This is a genomic window from Dyadobacter beijingensis DSM 21582 (assembly GCF_000382205.1).
In the GTDB taxonomy this organism is placed as follows: domain Bacteria; phylum Bacteroidota; class Bacteroidia; order Cytophagales; family Spirosomataceae; genus Dyadobacter; species Dyadobacter beijingensis.
Map to the genome: position 1 here is coordinate 372,495 of NZ_KB907788.1, position 19,177 is coordinate 391,671.

Genomic DNA, 19,177 nt, shown 5'->3' on the forward strand with positions numbered 1-19,177 from the left:
TGCGGTCACTTTCTATCCATCTATCCCTATTTATGAAGAAAACCTCTATTTACAGCCTCGCCGCGCTCAGTTTCCTAGCCCTCAGCTCCACGGTTTTCGTAGACATTGTGCCCAAATTTCAGGAAGTCTCCGGCCGGTTTCCCGGGCTGTCTATCTCCGGGGAATCCGAATTTATTTACGGTGATTTCGACAATGACGGCGATGTCGACATTCATTCCTACAAAAAGGACGCGCCGGAAAACGACTTTTTCAGAAACGACGGCGCTGGTAATTTTTCCAAGGTAACCGGCACGGCCAACCCTTTCAACAACCTGCCGGCCAAAGCGGCATTCGATAATGCCCAGTATGCACACGTGGCCGACTGGGACAACGACGGCGACGACGATATCCTGGTTACCGGACGGGGTGAGGGAAATCCCCGGAAGAATATTTTTTACAAAAACAACAACGGGGTTTTCCAGGAAATTGAAGGGGCGGCAAGTCCTTTTAATGCCATTACGATCGCCAATGAAACGCAGCTGATTTACGGCGACTTCGATAACGATGGCGACATTGATCTGCACACCTACGCGAACGGTGCAGCCGTAAACGATTTTTGGAGCAACAATGGAAACGGCACATTCACGAAAGTGACCGGCACGGCCAATCCCTTCGACAACCTCCCGGACAAAGCAGCGTTCTATCTGAAAGCCCAGGATGCCTACGTGGCCGACTGGGACAATGATGGCGACGACGATGTGTTCGTAGTGCGGCGAATGGCTGACGGCGATAAGGTTTTTTGCCGTAACGACAATGGCAAATACGTGCTCGTCACCGGTGCTGCAAGCCCTTTCTCGGCGATGACTATCGCGCAGCAGACGCAGTTTATTTACGGCGATTTCGATTCCGACGGGGATATTGACCTGCAAACGTGGGATATGAGCAACCCTATCCAGACCTGGCTCAACAATGGCAGCGGCGCGTTTGCGAATGTTACCAACCTGAACACGAACCCGTTTGAAAATCTGGCCGGTAAAGCTACATTTTTCAATAGCGCCACTTATGCCCACGTGGCGGACTGGGACCACGACGGCGACGACGACGTTTTCACAAGCAATCGCACGGCCGCAGGCCAAAACCTCCTGTACATCCAGGCCGGCTCGCGCCCGACGCTGCAAAGTTCCAACCCGGCCAACGGCGCTACGGGCGTAGCGGTGAGCAGCGACATTGTCCTCAACTTCAGTGCCGCGGTAACGCCTGTGGCAGGAAAGAATATCCTGATCAAACGCACAAGCAACAATAGCACGATCGCTACCATTGCCGCCAGCGGCCCGCAGGTATCGGGCAGCAACAGCACCCAGATCACGATTAACCCGCCATCGGACCTGAATGCTTCCACCGGCTATTACCTGCTGATCGACGAAGGTGCTTTCAAGGATGGACAGGGACGGATTTTCGGCGGTGTAAGTGCCAGTAACCAGGTCGCATTTACGACGGGCGTGATCGTGGTACCGGTGAGCGTCAACACCAATTCTCCCGACAACATCGGCACTACCACCGCCACCATGGGCGGCCAGGTGGTCGACGACGGCGGATCGCCCGTTACAGAACGCGGCGTGGTTTGGGCTACGTCGTCGGGCCCCACGATCTTTGACAACCGGGTGTCGATGGGCTCAGGCGTCGGTTCTTATAGCCAGACTGTGGCCGGCATTCCCGCGGGAACGCGCATTTACGTACGCGCCTATGCGTACAATTCGCTTGGCGTGGTGTACGGCAACCCGCTGAGCTTTTATACCAAAACCACCGTCTCGTCTATTACCCCGCTCGCGTCTACCCCAACCAATGCGGCATCTGTGAGTTACCAGGTGGTATTCGCGCAATCGGTGTCGGGGCTTGCGGCAGAGGATTTTTCGGTGACAAGTTCCGGGGTGACCGGGGCGTCGGTAGGCACGGTCACCGGTTCGGGCACGACTTACACGGTGACTGTCAATACCGGTTCAGGCAATGGTATGGTCCGTCTCAATTTCACGGGGATTGCCGGTGTGACGCCCGGCGTGGAATCCGCATTCACTTCCGCAGCCGCCTACACCGTTTACAAAGTAAGCCAGCCAACGGATTACTACCGCACGAAAGGTGCCACGACCGCCTGGCTGTCCGCGTCGGGATGGCAGTCTTCACAGGATAATACCTTCTGGATCGACGCAACGACCGTCCCGGGGCCTAACGCCAGCGCTACCAACATCGCCGAGGGCGCTACCGTGACGCTGACGACGGGCATATATGACGTGAAGAATGTTAACAATCAAGGCACATTGAAAACGGGCACGGCCATTTTTGTAGTGAATGGCGCGTTTACCAGTGCGGGTGTGCTGGATGGAGTTGGTAATGTCGTGTATGAAAATTTCACCAACGCGGGAACCGTATCGCCGGGGAATTCTCCGGGTATATTTACATTCTCAGGCAATTATACCAATTCGGGTAACCTCGACATCGAGATCGGCGGTACTACGCAGGGAACAGGCCATGATTTGCTCTCCGTGTCGGGCGTTTTCACGGCAGGCGGTACGCTCAACGTATCGTTCATCAACGGATTTACTCCGCAATTGAACGATGAATTCATCATCGTAGACGGCCTGTCGCTCACCGGCACCTTTGCTACGTTGAACCTTCCATCCGTTGCGCCTAGAATATGGGAAACTACCTACGACGCCGATCTGGGCCAGGTAAGACTGAAAGTGATCAACGACCCGATGCCGGTAACCCTCGTGAATTTCGAAGCTTTGAAAGAAAGGAATGCTGTAAAGCTCGTTTGGAGCACGTCCGAAGAAAGCAACAGCAGCCATTTTGAGATCAACCGCAGCACCGATGGCAAGACCTGGGCTACCATTGGAAATGTGAATGCAAGCGGTGAAAGCAAGCAGGTAATCGGCTACGACTTTACGGACGCGGCGCCTAAGGCGGGTATAAACTACTATCGTCTCAGAATGGTCGATGCCGACGGTACATTTACATTCAGCCGCATCCGTGAAGCGTCAATGGGCCGCGGCGGGGAGCTGGTTTTGTATCCGAACCCGGTTCAGGACGAATTGCATATCCAAGGCGAAACCAATTCCCAGGCGGAAATTTGGGACGCTACGGGCACATTGCGCCTGCGCGCGAACCTCCAACAAGGCCGCTTGAACGTGCAAAAATTGCCTGCCGGCGCCTATCAGCTGCGCTTGGGCGGCACGGGCGAGGTAAGGAGGTTTGTCATTGTCAGGTAGTAACGGGAAACCGTCCATGATGGTGGTTTGCCTGATACGGGCCGGTTCTTGTGGACCGGCCCGTTTTCGTGTCGTGCAGGTTTTGTAATGTTACAGTTACAAGTTACTTTTGGGTTTATTACTCACCCAACTCTTCCGTTTTCACTGCTTCATGAATCTTTCTCTACGCTCACTACGCTCAGGTTTCATGGCCTGCGCGATTTTTTTTGCCATTCCTAATGCATCCAACGGCCAGGACTGGGGCCAGGTCCAGAAACTGCTTGCGCAATATCCGAACGGAAATTCTGCCGTTTCTGCAAATAGTTATTACGGGCAGAGCATGAGCGTTTCCGGTAACTACGCGGTGTTAGGTGCCACCGACGACGGTTACGACGCTTCCGGCGGCAACTACCAACAGATGGCGGGAAGTGTTTACGTGCTCTTCAACGATGCAGGTGTATGGAAGACTGTCGCGAAACTGACGTCGCCGGTGCGGAGCAGCTATGCAAGGTTCGGTGCCTCGGTCGCCATTGACGGCGATTACCTTGTGGTGGGCGAAACCGGTGCCATGATTAACGGCCAGTCACAGGGCGTAGCGCACATTTACAAACGCGACGCGGGTGGTACCTGGACGTTCACGAAACGCATTCAGGCACGCACCGTCAATCCCGGCGATAGCTTCGCCGAGGTGGTGGATATCAGCGGCGACTACATCGTGGTAGGAGCGCGTAACGACGATTTCGATACGAACGATGCAAATTTCGTCGATAATGCGGGTGCAGTTTATGTGTATGAAAAAAATGCCGGTGGCAGCGAAAACTGGGGACTCGTGAAGAAAATCGCGCCCGGTATCAGGGCATTGGGCGATGTCTTCGGCGGTGCGGTCGCGATCGACGGCGACGTGCTGGTGGTAGGTGCTACCGGTGAAAAAGAGGACGCCTCGGAACTGGTTCCGTTGGCCTATACCGGGGCTGCATACATCTACCGCAAAGACCAGGGCGGCGCCAATAACTGGGGCCAGGTAAAGAAGATCGCCCCCATATTCCGGGCCGAAGGCGACCAATTCGGTACTTCCGTGGATGTTTCAGGCAACTACGTGATGGTCGGCGCGCCGTTAGAGGATGAGAACGAGAATGACCAAAACTACCTGGGCAATGCCGGTGCAGCCTATATTTTTGCCAAAGATGAAGGCGGGGCGGACAATTGGGGTCAAGCCCGTAAGATTACTCCCCCGACGAGAATGAGCGAGGCGTGGTTTGGAAGCGTGGTGAAGATTAGCGGTGACTTCGCTGCGGCTGGCAGTGTATACGAGCCTTTCGATAATCAGGGTCAAAACTACGCCTACGGGGCCGGGAGTGCATACCTGTTCAAACGGGACCTGGTCAATGGCGGCCAGTGGGTACAGGGAGGAAGACTGTTGCCGTCGTCGCGCGCTACCAACGACAACTTCGGACGCGCTATGGCATTGAGCGGAACGACGCTTTTCGTCGGCGCTTTGGGTAATGCCGGTGAATCCGCCATAGCCAATTCCGGTGCCGTTTACGTTTTCAGACAGGATGGTGCGATGCCCGTAAACCTCGCCGCATTCAAAGCCGCCAAAATAGAAAACCAGGCATTCCTGCAATGGACCACGTCGGCGGAGGCGAATACTTCGCATTTTGATATACAAAAAAGCGCGAACGCCAAAGACTGGACGACGATCGGTACCCGTGAAGCGGCGAAGGAGAGCTCTGCATTAGTGCATTACAATTTTTGGGATACAAAATTGAATGCGGGTGCCAACTATTACCGGCTCAAAATGGTCGATCAGGATGGGACTTTTGCGTACAGCAGCATCCGTAACCTGTCTTCGGAGGGTGGGGAAGAACTCGTCGCTTTTCCGAATCCCGTGGTGGACAGAATCTATATCAAGGCAGGTGATTTCAACCGGATTACATCCGTACAAATCCGCAACGCCGCCGGCCAGCTGGTTTTCGAAACGGCCAAAGTGGACGGCGAAGGCATCCCTGCCGGCGATCTTATCGCGGGAATTTACAATATCCATATCCGGCACACCGACGGCTCGGCCGTTACCCGGAAAATAACCATTATCAGATAGTGGGACCGCTGGCACGGATTTTCCGTGATGGCAATCAGTCCCCTGAACTCGTATGCCGTTAAGAAATACCCTTGCCCTGCTCGCGACACTGCTCGTCGTTATTGCAGCCCGCTTTTACTACGTCGAAACCTACGCCATCCCGCTGCCCTTCTGGGACCAGTGGGATGCCGAGGGCGACTACCTGCTCCGGCCCTGGATCGAAGGCCGCCTCGAATGGCATAACCTCTGGCAGAACCACAACGAGCACCGCATCTTCCCGACGCGCCTGCTGTCGCTGCTGATTTTCAGTATCACCGGTGTTTGGGATAACCTGGTCGAAGCGCGGGTCAATATTTTTATCGCGGCCTGTATTCCGTTGATTATCCTTGTATTTCTTTCAAAACAAAAGGCGCTGTTCGGCTTTCGCTGGCTGATACTGGTGGTGATCGTCGCGCAGTTTTCGCTCCTTTTCGCATTCGAAAACCTGTTCGTCGGGTTTCAAAGCCAGTTTTACTTTCTCATTATTTTCACCCTGCTGGCATTGATCCTCTCGGCATTGTATCCCGACAACTGGCTGGCGATGTGCGGCGTGCTGGCATGCTCATGGTTGTGCGTGTTTACAATGGCTTCGGGCATCCTTACACCGCTGGCAGCCCTGGGAGTATTTGTATTGCAGGCGATCAGGCGCGGGAAGATCGGCTGGCAACACGGCGTTGTCGCGGTCCTGCTCCTTGCGACGGCATGGGAGGGCTATGAGATTATGCCGAAGATCGAGGCCAACCATGTTTTCAGGGCGCGTAACCTGGGCGAGATATTCACGGCATTGCGCTACTTCCTGGCATGGCCCGTTTCGAAAAGCTGGCCGGCGGCCACAGCGCTCTGGATACCGGCTATCGCAATGGTACCCTGGCTGCTGCGCAAAAAACAGCTTTCCAGGGCCGATCTCGTGATGGCCGGGTGCGTGATGTGGTCGCTCGCGCAGGCGTTCGCGCTCTCGTACGGGAGAGGGCAGGAAATCGGCAGTGTCTCGTCACGCTATTCCGAGCTCTTTACGCTCGGACTGGTCGGCAACGCGTGGTTTGCGGCGCGGTTTATGGAAATTTCCGGGAAATGGCAGTTCGCCTGGCTGGGAGCCGTGTTTTTCGTCGTATTCGTCATGGGGCACATTACCCGCCGGAATAGCGACCTGCGGGCCGTCGAACAGGTGTACGGCCAGTCGCTGAAACAGGAACGCAATGTGAAGCGTTACCTGCAAACCAATGACCCGTCGGCGCTCGTGCAGCCTCAATTTGAAATCCCGTATCCCGATTCCGTCCGTCTCCGCACGCTGCTCGACGACCCGACGATCCGCAGCATCCTGCCGGGGTATTTGACCGGTAAATAACCGAAATGGAGCCATTACCTCAATATTTCCCCCACTAAATAATCATAATTGCTGAACAGGCTGGAAAGCGATAGCATTGCGCCCGCATTCCGGACAATGCCCGTCCTTGAAGCCGACGCCTTTTGTTTCGGAATGATCATTCACAAAACAAAAGCTATGAAAATCAGCACATTTTTAACAGTAATCGGGCTCTGCGCAGCCCTGCAATGCTTCGGGCAGGAAAAATTCTGGACCGCGGCCGACAAGCAATCCACGATCGACCAGCTCGTGCGCACACGCGACGCGGTGGTGAAGGAAACCGAAAACCTCACGCCCGGACAATGGGCATTCCGAGAGTCACCCGACCGCTGGTCGATCGGGCAGATCGTGGAGCACCTCGCGCTCTGGGAAATTGTCTGGTTCCGCGAGCTCAGTATCGGCACCAGGAACAAGCCGCAGCCCGAGCTCCTCAAAACCAGCCGGCCCGACAGCTATTACCAGGAGTTCATCAATGAACCAAACCCCCACAAGGCCGCAGAAATAGCCGCGCCGACGGGGTTCATCCAAGGCAGGGACAACCTTACATTCTTCCTCCGAGGCCGGGAGCAAACGCTCACATTCCTCCGCAGCAGCGAAGCCGATATGCGTGCCATCTTCGAACTCACCGGCACCCCCGAACCACGCAACATGCACCAGGTGCTCATCTACCAATGGGGCCACACCGACCGTCACCTGCGACAGATCATGAAGGTGAAAGGGCATGTTTCGTATCCGAAGTGACGGCTGACGGTTGACCGCCGCCAGCCGTCGGCGGTCAATTCTTCCCTCTTTCACCCAAAATAAAAATTGTATAATTATATAAAAACCCGTAGGATTGCACTCCTGATGTGAACGAACCTAGCTCTCCCGATTTCCCTGAATGCAGTCCCGCCCCGAAAACAATGCTGATGACGCCGATTTGTGGAAGTCGTTCCGGGCGGGGGATGACGAAGCTTTCGGCCAGATCGCCCGGCATTATTACAAAAGCCTTTTCAGCTACGGTGCAAAATTTTCGCGTGACAGGGAGTTTGTCAAAGATTGTATCCAGGACCTGTTCATGGAGCTCTGGGCCAAGCGCGAGACGATCGGCGATACGGAGTTTGTGAAGTTTTATCTGCTTAAATCCCTCCGCCGGAAAATTTACCGGGAAAGCCAGCGCCAGCAATGGATCAACGAAGGCGAAGAACTCGATTTCTCAGCCGAAACCAACGGGGATGCGTCCATCGAAGAGCATATCATTGAAATAGAAACCAATGAAGCCATGCTCAAAACCCTCAATCAGCAGATTAACCTGCTCACCCGCCGCCAGCAGGAAATCATCTACCTGCGCTTCTTCGAAAACCTCGACAACGAATCCATCGCCCAGGTAATGGGTATCTCCCGGCCTGCCGTGGCCAATTTGCTTTACCGCACCATCCAGGAGCTCAAAGACCGGTTGTAGCGTTCGTGCGCTCGTACGAAGCTCCTGCTTCGCACAAACGATTGGAAGGCTTCCGGCTGGTTTTTCCCGTTTCTCATCCTTCCTTCCCGACTTGCTCCCTTTTTTCCTTCATTCTCCCTTTCGGCAAAAAATTTTGAAATATTTTGATTATTCCAACACAGCCCCTGCCTATGTATAGTTAGAAAACAATTATAACATGGATCAGTACCAGGAATACAGTCTCGAAGATTTCGTGCTCGATGCCCGTTTTCAGGGTTGGGTGCGGCATCAACACGCACAGGATGAGCTGTTCTGGCAACAATATATTGGTCGCAACCCCGCACAGGCGGACGACATTCACAGCGCACACAAGCTGCTCGCCGGCGTGTACCGGCATTACCGAACCGAAATAGACGAAGCGGAAATTGACCTCGAAATACAGGGGCTTTTGGAACGCGTCAGAGCGGAGAAGCAGCGGGTGGTGTGGAGAAAGGAGGAAGGGAAGGAACGGGACGGAAGGGAGGTTGCGCTGGTGGCGGAGCTGGCTCGTAGGGAGCCGGTTGATGCTAGTGGGGCAGGTGTTGTCGGCGAGTCAGGTGTTGTCAAGGGGGCAGGTGTCGTCGGCGAGTCAGGTGTTGTCAAGGGGGCAGGTGTTGTCGGCGAGTCAGGTGTGGTCAAGGGGGCAGGTGTTGTCGGTGGGGCAGGTGTTGGAAAGGGGCGGTTGGGGCGGCCTTGGTATGCGGGTGTTTGGGTACGTTTGGCGGCCATGGCAGTAATTGCTGTCGGGCTGGGATGGCTTGGATGGCAGTATTATTGTGTCAATTGCGGCTATAATGGCCTCATTTCGGGCAAGACGCTCGTGGAGCGGGTAAATACTTCCGGGAAGCAGCAGGTTATCAAACTGGCCGACGGCTCGCAGGTGGTACTGTATCCGCAGTCGCGGCTGAGCTTTGCTGAAACATTTCCGGCCGATCAGCGTACCGTGTATTTGTCGGGCGATGCGTATTTCCAGGTGGCCAAAGATCCGAAGCGTCCGTTTCTCGTCCATACCACCGATCTGGTAACGAAAGTGCTGGGTACCAGCTTTTTCGTGCGGGCGCAGGATGCTTCCGACAAGACATTGGTAGAGGTGCGCGAGGGCAGGGTTTCTGTTTTTAAACAAAAAGAATTCGCCGCCCGGAAGAATGCACAGGCCAAAACGCCGAACGGAATGGTGCTGACGCCGAACCAGAAACTCATTTTCGAACACGCGAGCAGCGAAATGCGCCGCACGCTGAGCGATAACCCCGAAATCGTGCCGTCGGATAACCCCAAATCATTTGAATTTGTGAATGCACCCGCTTCCACCGTGCTGACCGACATCGAGGAGGCCTACCAGATCGACATCATTTTCGACCGTGATGTCATGAAGGGCTGCCCCGTGACGGCGTCGCTCGCGGGCCAGCCGATGTTCAGCAAACTGAGCATTCTCTGCGAGGTGATCGAAGCGCGGTATGAAGTGCTCGATGGCAAGATTGTCATTTATAGTAAAGGCTGTAAAAGCTAGAAAATCCTTTTCAACCCATTCAAACCCCGGATGCCGATGCGTATATAGAAGAAAGTTTACCATAAAAAAAGAGTCGGACAATGCTACCAACATGCCCGACCCTCATGAATCCCCATATTTGTTTTCGACCGCAAATACTATCCGTACTAAGAAGGATAACGGGGATTGTTTTATCAAAATCTAACCTCAATAAAACAGTCAAATGTATGAAAGAAGCTTTTAAGTTTCAATTTATTTTCAGAGTCATGCGGATATCGCTGTGCCAGTTTTTACTTGTTGGGTTGTGGGCGCTCGGTACGGCCAGGGCGACGGACGGCAATGCGCAGGCACTTTTGTCTAAAAAAGTGAATGTCGATATCCATGAGCAGGACATCGAAAATGTGCTGGGAAATCTGGAAAAGCAGGTGAACGGCAAGTTTGTATACAGCGCTAAAATGATCGGCAGCGAACGGAAAGTGACGATCAAGGCGAGCCAGAAGCCCTTATATAAAGTATTGGACGAAACGTTGAAACCACTCGGTTTGCATTACCGGGTGACGGATAACCTGATCATCATCAGTCGCTCCGATAAATCGGTCGGTGCGCCCGCGACGGGTATCCGCAGCCGGGAAGCAGGATATACCGTGGCGGGGAAGATCACCGACGTAGCGGGCGAAACCCTCAGCGGCGTGACCGTTATCCTCAGCCACAACAACCTCGGCGTCGTGACCGATATTAACGGGACGTACAGCTTTTCCGACATTCCTGATGGTGCCTATACGTTGACTGTGACCAGCATTGGTTTCACTGCCATCAAAAAGGAAATACAGGTAGCCGGTGCCGATGTGCAGCTGAATATCGAAATGAAGGACGACATTCTGCAATTGCAGGAGATCGTCGTAACGGGCGGTAACCCGAAGAAGAAGATCGAAAGCAGCGTCGCTATCACGACCATTAACAACAAAGACATTCAAACCCGCGCGCCATTGAACAGTACCGACCTCCTGAAAGCTATCCCAGGCCTGACAGTGGAAAGTACTGGCGGCGACGGGCCCGGCAACGTGTGGGTACGGGGCTTTCCGCAGCAAGGCGGCTATATTTTCCTGGGCATTATGGAAGATGGTTTACCAGTATTGCCCACAGGCTTCAACTCCATTCCTTCCGTGGACCAGTATTATAAAACCGATTTGACAATCAAGAACATAGAGGCCGTGCGTGGCGGTAATGCGTCGATCGTGATGGCTAATACGCCCGGCGCGGTGATCAACAACCTGAGCTATACTGGCGCGGAGAAAACATATGGTAAATTCAAGGCGACGACCGGTCTTTCGCAAGGACTTTATCGCGTGGACGGTAATGTGGGCGGCAAGGTAAGCGACCAGGTCCGGTACAATATCGGCGGGTTCTTCCGCACCGATAAAGGCATTGTGCCTCCCGGCTATACCGCCAACCAGGGCGGCCAGCTGAAAGGCAATATGACTTTCAATTTCAAAAACCAGAAAGGCTTCGTGCGCGTGTACGGGAAGTATCTCAATGACAAAGTGCAATGGATGCTCACCAGCTTTTATCCTTACGACGGAACGGGCAAACCGACGAAAACAGACAATTTCGACATGGTAACCCAGTCGCTGGCGACCATTGATACGAAATTCAGCTATACCGATGCGAACGGCGTAATGCGCAACTACAACTTCGCCGACGGCATTCATACCAAACTGGCTTCCGGCGGGTTCCAGTTCAACTACCTGCTCAACAACGGCTGGGAACTGAACAACAACTTCCGCTACCAGCACACCAACCGCACCGTGACCGCCGGCATTCCGGCCAGCATCGGCACCTACACCGGCGCCACGCCTTACTATTACCTCGACGGCTCGGCGGCCGATCTGAAAGCGGGCGACAAGATCGTGAATGTGACCGGCATCGGCCAGGAGGGCAAGGATGTGCAGATCGTGGATTACCTGGACCTGAAAAAGACAGTCGGCAAGCACAATGTGGGCTTCGGGCTGGGCATTCACCAGTACAACCGGAACGACGGGCCTAACTACAATTTCTCTTACCAGCAGGAGTTTAAGGAGAACCCAAAAAGATTGCTGAACTCTCCGACAGCCGCCAAAATGACGGCCACCAACCTGGCTACCGTAATCGGCGACACGCGCACATTGTCGGCCTACGCATCCGATGAGATCACATTGAGCCCGAAATGGCGCCTCGACCTCGGCGTGCGCATCGATAATCAGAATGTGGACGGCAAGAGGCCATTCTACGCATTCAAAGCCGACGGCACGCCGGATTACACGAAAGGCGCCGGCCTGACGATCGCCGGTTATACGGATTACTCCGAAACGATCACCAACTGGGCGGGCACAGCCGGTTTGAACTACAAAATCAATAATGAAGCGGCGCTTTTCGCACGCGCTACACGTGCCTATAATGCGCCTACCATCGCGGATTACAACGCTACTGCATACGATCCCGCGAAGATCAAGAAACGTCCTGTGTACCTGGGTGAAGTGGGGGTGAAGTATGCGAAAAACGACTTTTCGCTGTTTGCTTCTGCCAGCTATTCCGCGATCAAAAATGTGTCGTTGTCCATTACCGTACCGACCATTTCCTCGGGTAACCAGGTACTCGTCGCATTCGGTTCGACGCGTACTTACAGCGCCGAGTTCGAGGCTTCGTACAAGCTCACGAAGGCCATCAGCCTGCGCTGGACGGGTACTTTGCAGGATTCGAAATACACCGATTACACGGCGAACACCAATACCAACTCGGCCATCGTGGCTATCCTGGGAGATACTACTTACAGTTTTACGGGAAAAAGAACGGAGCGCGTGCCCGTTTTCAATACCGAACTGTCGGCCAACTACGATTACAAGAAATTCAACCTGTACCTGGCCGGGAACTACATCGGCGCCCGCTTTACCGCGCCGAGCGACAGCTACAAACTGCCTGCCTATGTGCTCATGAAAGGCGGTGCGGGTTACAATTTTACCAAGGCGGTCAACGCGCGGTTCTGGGTGGATAACCTGCTGAATGCACGGGTGCTGACGGAAGGCGACGTGCGCGGCGACCAGTTCCGCAACTTCGCCGCCGTGGAAAAAGGAACAATGATGCCGGGACGGACGATTCTTCCGAGGAGTTTTTGGCTCTCGGTGTCTTACGAGTTTTAATACTGATGGATGAAAAGGAAGGTGGGGGCTCCGGCTCCTGCTTTCCGGATTTTGATGCGCATTCACTGAAAGTCATATATAAATGGTTCACTTTGATGTACATATCTATGCTTAAACCTTTTCCGATCCCGCGCAAAAATTTCCTGTCTTCCGTCCGTTGGTCCGCCAAACTCGTCACGGTAGCCGCGCTCGCCGCATTTACCATGCAGGACACCGTCACCAAACCTGATGAAAGCCGTTTCACGCCGGTCGTGCTCGCCGACAACCTCGATGAACCGATGGCGTTCGAAGTGCTGCCCGACGGCTCTTCCTACATTATCGAGCGGAAGGGAGCATTGAAGAAATACAATCCTTCGACGAAAGCGACGGACCTGATCACGAACATTCCGGTTAATACCAAATATGTGAGTAAGGAAGGCGTCTCACGCGAAGCGGAGGAAGGGCTCATGGGCATTACGCTCGACCCCAATTTTGCCAAAAATCACTGGATTTACCTGTATTACGCCCATCCCACGGAGAAAAAGCACATTCTCGCGCGCTGGGACATGGTGGACGACCAGCTGGTGGAAAGCTCGAAAAAAGTAGTGCTCGAAGTGACGACCCAGCGGGAAGTGTGCTGCCACACCGGCGGCGGAATGACCTGGGACAAGGCGGGCAATCTCTATCTCACCGTCGGTAACAACACCGGGAACGACAAAGCCGCGCAAACCGACGAGCGCCCCGGCCGCGAAAGCTGGGACGACCAGGGCCACGCGGGCAATACCAATGATTTGAGGGGGAAAATCCTGCGCATTCACCCGGAGCCGGACGGTACCTATACAATTCCGGAGGGTAATTTGTATCCCAAAGGAACAGCCAAAACACGTCCTGAAATCTACTCGATGGGCCACCGCAACCCGTGGCGTATTTCGGTGGACAGCAAAACGGGCTTCTTGTACTGGGGCGAGGTAGGGCCGGATGCGAACGAGGATTCGGAGATAGGGCCGCGCGGGTACGACGAGCTGAACCAGGCGCGCAAGCCGGGCAATTTCGGATGGCCATGGTTTGTCGGCAATGATCAGGCATTCCCGGTTTTTGACTATGCCAATAATAAACCGGGCGAGAAGAAAGACCCGAAAAACCTGGTCAACACCTCGCCGAACAACACCGGCTTGAAAGAGCTGTTCCCGACAGCGCCGAGCTTCATTTATTATCCGTACGGGGTTTCTGAAAAATTTCCAGCCGTAGGCTCCGGCTCGCGCAGCGCGACGGGCGGTCCCGTGTACCACCGTACCGATTTCAAGGCACCCAAAAGACCGTGGCCGGCCTATTACGAAAACAAATGGATCGCCGCCGACTTTTCGAGGGGCTGGATCATGGCCATTACAATGCAGGCGAATGGCGATTATGAGTCGATGGAGCGGGTTTTGCCAAGCTACCACCCCGTGCAGCCGATCGATATCAAGTTCGGGCCGGATGGCGATCTGTATATCCTCGAATACGGCAGCAACTGGTTCCGCAAGAGCGACAACTCGCGGCTGGTGCGCATCGAGTACAATGGCGGCAACCGTAAACCGGTGGTAGCAGCCGCAGCGGAGAAAAAAGGTGGTACCGTGCCGTTTGAAACCGTTCTTTCTTCGAAAGGCACGAAGGATTTCGATGGCGACGCACTGAAATACAGCTGGAAAGTAACCAGCCCCGGTACGGCACCGAAGGCGTTCACCACCGCCAACCCGACCGTGAAATTCGACAAACCCGGCGTATACACGGCCACACTCACGGTAACGGACACCAAGGGAGCCAGTAACAGCCAGTCCGTACGCATTATTGCCGGCAACGAGCCGCCGAAAGTCAACATTGCCCTCGATGGCAACAGCACATTCTTTTTTCCGAAAAAACCGATCGGCTATACCGTCAATATTTCGGATAAGGAAGACGGCAGTACGGCCGACGGCAAGGTAAAAGCCGACCAGGTGGCGGTGAGTATCGATTATACTTCCGAAGGGTTCGATTATGCGGAAGTGGCTCAGAGCCAGCGCAGTGTGGATGCGACTACGCAGTTTGCCGTGGCGCAGACATTGATGGGCAAAAGCGATTGTAAAGTATGCCATCAGCCGAACACCAAGTCGGTAGGTCCCTCATTTGCAGATATTTCCAATAAATACAGGGGTGATGCGGGCGCGTTGGACAGGCTCGTGAAAAAGGTGCTGGAAGGCGGCTCTGGCGTGTGGGGCGAGGTGGCGATGGCGGCACACCCGGCGCTTCCCGTGGCCGATGCGGAGGTGATCGTGAAGTACATTCTTAACAGCACCGAAAAAACGCTGTCGACATTGCCGTTGCAGGGCCGGTACACTCCGCAAATCCCGAAATCGGACAATGGAAAAGGCTCGGTGATCATCCGCGCAGCTTATACCGACCGGCCCGTGGGCTCTTCGAAATCCGTTCCGGCGCAGACGACCGAAGAAATGATCGTGCTCCGCAGCCCTGAAATGAATGCGGCGGAGGCGCCGGTCACAAAAGGCGTCGAAACGAAGGCATTGGGTGTGGCAGGACAGGGCTTTGCCGTGGTAGCGTTCGAGAACAGCTACATCGCATTCCCGTCCATCGACCTCACCGGCATCGATTCCCTCGAACTGAATGCCGCCGCCCAGCAGCGCGAAGGCAGCGTAGGCGGGACCATCGAAGTGCGCCTCGGCTCGCCGACCGGCACATTGGTAGGGCAGCAAAAAGTAAACGTCGCCAAACCCGTGGATGTGGCCAAAATGATGGCGGAGTTGGAGAATGGGGCGAAGAAAGAGGGTGGCACGAACGGGGCGACGGGATCGGCAGGGACGGCGGCAGCTCCGAAGGCTCCCCCAGCACCACCACGCCGTGCGCCGAACCCGCCCGTCAGGATTGCCATCCAGCCTACCACCGGCAAGCAGGACATCTATTTAGTTTTCCGAAACACGGAGGCGAAGCCGATCGAGCCGCTGATGTCGTTTTCAAGAATCAAATTCAAAAACAAACCGTAAAAAATTGATTTCATGGACATTAATATCAATAGAAGAGACTTTTTGACCCGCGCGGGCGCAATGGCGGCCGGTACGCTTATGGTACCGTCACTCGTGAAAGCGGCGCAGGAGGCGGGGATGATCGTAGCTGCGAAACCCGCTGGTATCCAGCTTTTTACCGTATTTGAAAAAATGAATACCGATCCGAAAGGGACGTTGGAGCAGATTGCGAAGATCGGTTATAAGGAAATCGAATCGGCATTCAGCACGCGGGGCAAGTACTACGGCTACGAGCCGAAGGAGTTCAAGGCGCTCGTGGAAAGCCTGGGTATGACCTGGCGGGCGCATCACGCATTAGGCGCGCCGTTCAAAATGCCGCCGGGACGTAAGCTGCCGACCGGTTCGGACGGCAAGCCTATCACCATCCCCCCGATGAAAAACCTCCGTGACAATTACCAGGAGCTCGTGGACGACGCGGCGTCGGCCGGGCTAAGCTACCTCGTATGTGCGAGTACGCCCGTGGGCACGCTCGACGAGATCAAAAGCTCCGTGGAAGTGTTCCAGAAAACAGGGGAAGCTGCAAAAAAGGCCGGACTGCAATTTGCCTACCATAACCACGCCACGGAATTCGACCCGGTCCAAGGCGGCAAAACGCCGTATGAACTGGTGCTGTCGCAAACGGATAAGGACCTCGTAAAAATGGAACTCGACCTCGCCTGGGCGACCAAAGCGAAAAAGGACCCGGTCGCATTGTTCAAGGGGCACCCCGGCCGTTTCCCGCTCTGGCACGTGAAGGATATTAAGGCCGATCTGACTACTATCACCGCCGTAGGGACCGGCGTGGTGGAGTTCAAACGCATCTTCGAGGCTGCGCAAATCGCCGGTTTGAAATACTTCTTCGTCGAGTACGACCTCGCGCCGGGTATGGACACCGTCGGGACGTGCTACACGAACCTGCAAAAAATCCTGGCCTGACGTCCGCCAAACCGGGATTAGCATCGAAACCAGCTGTTTCTGCCTGCCTTATGGCGCGGGCGGGAACAGCTGGAATTCGTTTACACCGAAATAACCGTGGTATTCGCGGATCGCCAGCCTGAAATGCTGTGCTTTTACCGGGGTAATGCTTTTCTCCCAATTGCCCATTTGCGTGCCGCCGGCCACAGGTAGCCATTCCGTTCCTTTCAAATACAGCACCTCAAACTTCCGGATCTCCGACCCGCCGTATTTCGACTCGCCCAGCTTAATGCGTCCGACCAGCTCCGGCTTGCCCAAATCCACTTCCAGCCAGCCCGAGGGCTCGTACAAAGCCATGATCTCAGGCGACTGGTAATGCAGGTTTTTACCATAATAGGAAGGAAAATCAACGTCCTTCCGGCGCCCGATCTTCCAGGCGGTGCGCGGATTGTCGTCGAACGCGGCGGAAGCATCGTGGTAAAACTGGCCTACCGCGCTGGAAGCAGAGGCCTTGTGCGCATATGCGAGTGACCCGCTCACGGGCAGCGGAACGGTTGGCGGAATGGCGGCGGCCGGCTTATCGAGCGTGAGCACGGCAATAGTCGCTACCGGGTCGATTTGGCCGGCGGGGTAGGTAAGCGTGATGTTTTTGCTGTTTTGGGTAAACCGAACGGGCGTGCCGTTCAGCAACTTCGCGCCCGTGATTTTCGCTGGAACGGCGGGTAATGTCAGCGTCGTTTTGTCCGCATCCAGCAAATGCACGAACACCTCTTTGCCGCGATAGGAACTTACATAATCGGTCGCCGGGGTGAAAACGCCGCCTTTTGTATTGTAAATGGCCTTCTCGTTGTGCACGGTCCAGTCGCCCATTTCGCGGGCCCTGGCGGCGAAATCGGCCGGGAACGCGCCGGTGCTGTCAGGCCCGATGTTGAACAGCAGGTTGCCGTTTCCGCCGACGCACCGCAGCAGCGTATGCACCGATTCTTTCAGGCTCCGCGGCTTGTCGCCGAACTTCCAGGCCCATTGATGGCCCATATTGGTGCAGGTTTCCCATGGCACCTTGCCGTAGCCCGCCACGAAGCCTTCGGGCGTCGCATAGTCGGCGTATTGGCCGATGTAGGCGTGCGATTCGTCGGGCGTGAACGGTTCGAGGCGGTTGTTAATAATGATTTCGGGTTGAAGTTTCCTGGCCAGGTCGTACACTTTTTTCGGTTCCACCGGCGTGGGCCAGCCTTCGTAATCGATCCACAGCACGCTGATTTTGCCATAATTGCTCAGCAGCTCGCGCACCTGTTCGAGCACGCGCCCCGCAAAAATGCCGTTGCGCTGCGGGTCGCGGCAGTCGGGGTCTTTCCAGTCGGCCACCGAAAAATACCAGCCGATGGGCATACCGGCCTCGTGCGCGGCCTGCGCGAGCTCTTTGCACACATCCCGGCCAAACGGGGTGTGCATGATGTTGTAAGTATTGGTTTTAGTGTCGAAAAGCGAGAAGCCGTCGTGGTGCTTGGCCGTAAGCACCATGTACTTCATGCCCGAAGCCTTCGCCAGCGCCACCCATTCCCTGGCATTGAAACGGGTGGGGTTGAAGCCGAGGTACAGGGAGTCATATCTGGCTTTGCCGTACCCCTCCCGCGACCAGCTGATTTCCTTCCCGATGCGCGATACCGGTCCCCAGTGAATGAACAGCCCCATTTTGGCGTCCTGCCACCATTGCAGGCGTTGCGTCCGGGGAATCTGGGTTTGGGAAAAAGCGCTGACGCCGGCGAGCGCCAGACACATTAGCAGTACTATTCTTTTCACAATGCCGAGCTAACGAGGCTGACGATACCGCCCAGCTGCTTCGAAGATGCCGCTGCCGCCAGTTTAGCCGCAGGGCCTTTCTTGTCGAGCCCGGCGACGGATTTCGCCGCTTCGCCCACGAGCCCGTTCAGTTTCGACTCATTGGAGCCGCCGAGGATCGACGAGCCGGCCTTGATCAGCCCGAGGCTGCTCGTGAGGCTGGACGCGTTGCCCAGCAGGCCCGATTCACCTTTTCCGAGCAGGCCGCTGATACGGTTGGCGCCGATCAGCATTTTCACCGCACTTACGACTTTGCCCAGCGTGCCGCCCGACAGTTTGCCGGCAGATGCCAGCGGGATCATTGCTTTGAGGTCGCCCGCTTTGCCGAGGAGCTTGTCTTTCAGGCTGCCGTCGGAGCTTTTCGCTTCTTTTTCCAATGCCGAAACACTCTCGGTCAACGCGTCGGCAGAACCGGGTTTATCGCCTTTTTCTGTCAATGATACTGCCTTGTCGAGCAGGCCTTCGAGCGAAAGGCCCTGTGCGAAGGCGTTGGATGTTCCTGCGAAGAGGAGCATGATGGCTGCGAGCGAAAAGAGGAAACGTTTCATAGTGGTTTTAATATGGGTATGTGTTTAAACGGGCGGCAAAATAGCA

Annotated in this window: 11 protein-coding genes; 9 read left to right on the top strand and 2 right to left on the bottom strand. The window is 55.2% G+C overall.

The window, feature by feature from the left end:
* Positions 1-32: 32 nt before the first annotated feature.
* The 9 genes from H144_RS33330 (at position 33) to H144_RS0115210 (ending at position 16,765) form a co-directional block, all read left to right on the top strand.
* Positions 33-3,242, top strand: coding sequence for an FG-GAP-like repeat-containing protein (locus tag H144_RS33330; RefSeq protein WP_019942933.1), 3,210 nt, complete (start codon positions 33-35; stop codon positions 3,240-3,242).
* Between the two features lie 151 nt (positions 3,243-3,393).
* Entirely contained in the window at positions 3,394-5,319 is a 1,926-nt protein-coding gene (locus tag H144_RS0115175) for a T9SS type A sorting domain-containing protein (RefSeq protein WP_084599965.1), read from the top strand.
* A 52-nt stretch (positions 5,320-5,371) separates the two neighbouring features.
* Positions 5,372-6,682: a hypothetical protein gene (locus tag H144_RS0115180; protein ID WP_019942935.1), complete on the top strand. Its 1,311-nt coding sequence runs from the start codon at positions 5,372-5,374 to the stop codon at positions 6,680-6,682.
* Between the two features lie 156 nt (positions 6,683-6,838).
* Complete coding sequence (locus H144_RS0115185; RefSeq protein WP_157504736.1) at positions 6,839-7,441, top strand: DinB family protein; 603 nt, start codon at positions 6,839-6,841, stop codon at positions 7,439-7,441.
* Positions 7,442-7,580: 139 nt separating this feature from the next.
* Positions 7,581-8,141, top strand: coding sequence for an RNA polymerase sigma factor (locus H144_RS0115190; protein ID WP_019942937.1), 561 nt, complete (start codon positions 7,581-7,583; stop codon positions 8,139-8,141).
* A gap of 196 nt (positions 8,142-8,337) precedes the next feature.
* Entirely contained in the window at positions 8,338-9,666 is a 1,329-nt protein-coding gene (locus H144_RS34315) for a FecR family protein (RefSeq protein ID WP_019942938.1), read from the top strand.
* Positions 9,667-9,872: 206 nt separating this feature from the next.
* Complete coding sequence (locus H144_RS0115200; protein ID WP_019942939.1) at positions 9,873-12,818, top strand: TonB-dependent receptor domain-containing protein; 2,946 nt, start codon at positions 9,873-9,875, stop codon at positions 12,816-12,818.
* Between the two features lie 107 nt (positions 12,819-12,925).
* The gene (locus tag H144_RS0115205; RefSeq protein ID WP_229207912.1) at positions 12,926-15,811 is read left to right on the top strand and encodes a PQQ-dependent sugar dehydrogenase; all 2,886 of its coding nucleotides are present in this window, start codon (positions 12,926-12,928) and stop codon (positions 15,809-15,811) included.
* A 12-nt stretch (positions 15,812-15,823) separates the two neighbouring features.
* Positions 15,824-16,765, top strand: a complete 942-nt coding sequence (locus H144_RS0115210) for a sugar phosphate isomerase/epimerase family protein (RefSeq protein ID WP_026350716.1) — start codon at positions 15,824-15,826, stop codon at positions 16,763-16,765.
* Between the two features lie 48 nt (positions 16,766-16,813).
* Here H144_RS0115210 and H144_RS0115215 read toward each other — a convergent pair whose 3' ends face one another.
* Complete coding sequence (locus H144_RS0115215; protein ID WP_229207913.1) at positions 16,814-18,544, bottom strand: alpha-L-fucosidase; 1,731 nt, start codon at positions 18,542-18,544, stop codon at positions 16,814-16,816.
* Positions 18,541-19,131, bottom strand: coding sequence for a hypothetical protein (locus H144_RS31965; protein ID WP_019942943.1), 591 nt, complete (start codon positions 19,129-19,131; stop codon positions 18,541-18,543). The genes H144_RS0115215 and H144_RS31965 overlap by 4 nt, the downstream gene beginning before the upstream one ends.
* Positions 19,132-19,177: the final 46 nt, after the last annotated feature.

Coding starts and splice junctions, on each gene's coding strand:
- H144_RS0115180 (WP_019942935.1), top strand. CDS start 5,372: ATGCCGTTAAGAAATACCCTTGCCCTGCTCGCGACACTGCTCGTCGTT.
- H144_RS0115200 (WP_019942939.1), top strand. CDS start 9,873: ATGAAAGAAGCTTTTAAGTTTCAATTTATTTTCAGAGTCATGCGGATA.
- H144_RS0115175 (WP_084599965.1), top strand. CDS start 3,394: ATGAATCTTTCTCTACGCTCACTACGCTCAGGTTTCATGGCCTGCGCG.
- H144_RS33330 (WP_019942933.1), top strand. CDS start 33: ATGAAGAAAACCTCTATTTACAGCCTCGCCGCGCTCAGTTTCCTAGCC.
- H144_RS0115185 (WP_157504736.1), top strand. CDS start 6,839: ATGAAAATCAGCACATTTTTAACAGTAATCGGGCTCTGCGCAGCCCTG.
- H144_RS34315 (WP_019942938.1), top strand. CDS start 8,338: ATGGATCAGTACCAGGAATACAGTCTCGAAGATTTCGTGCTCGATGCC.
- H144_RS31965 (WP_019942943.1), bottom strand. CDS start 19,131: ATGAAACGTTTCCTCTTTTCGCTCGCAGCCATCATGCTCCTCTTCGCA.
- H144_RS0115205 (WP_229207912.1), top strand. CDS start 12,926: ATGCTTAAACCTTTTCCGATCCCGCGCAAAAATTTCCTGTCTTCCGTC.
- H144_RS0115210 (WP_026350716.1), top strand. CDS start 15,824: ATGGACATTAATATCAATAGAAGAGACTTTTTGACCCGCGCGGGCGCA.
- H144_RS0115190 (WP_019942937.1), top strand. CDS start 7,581: ATGCAGTCCCGCCCCGAAAACAATGCTGATGACGCCGATTTGTGGAAG.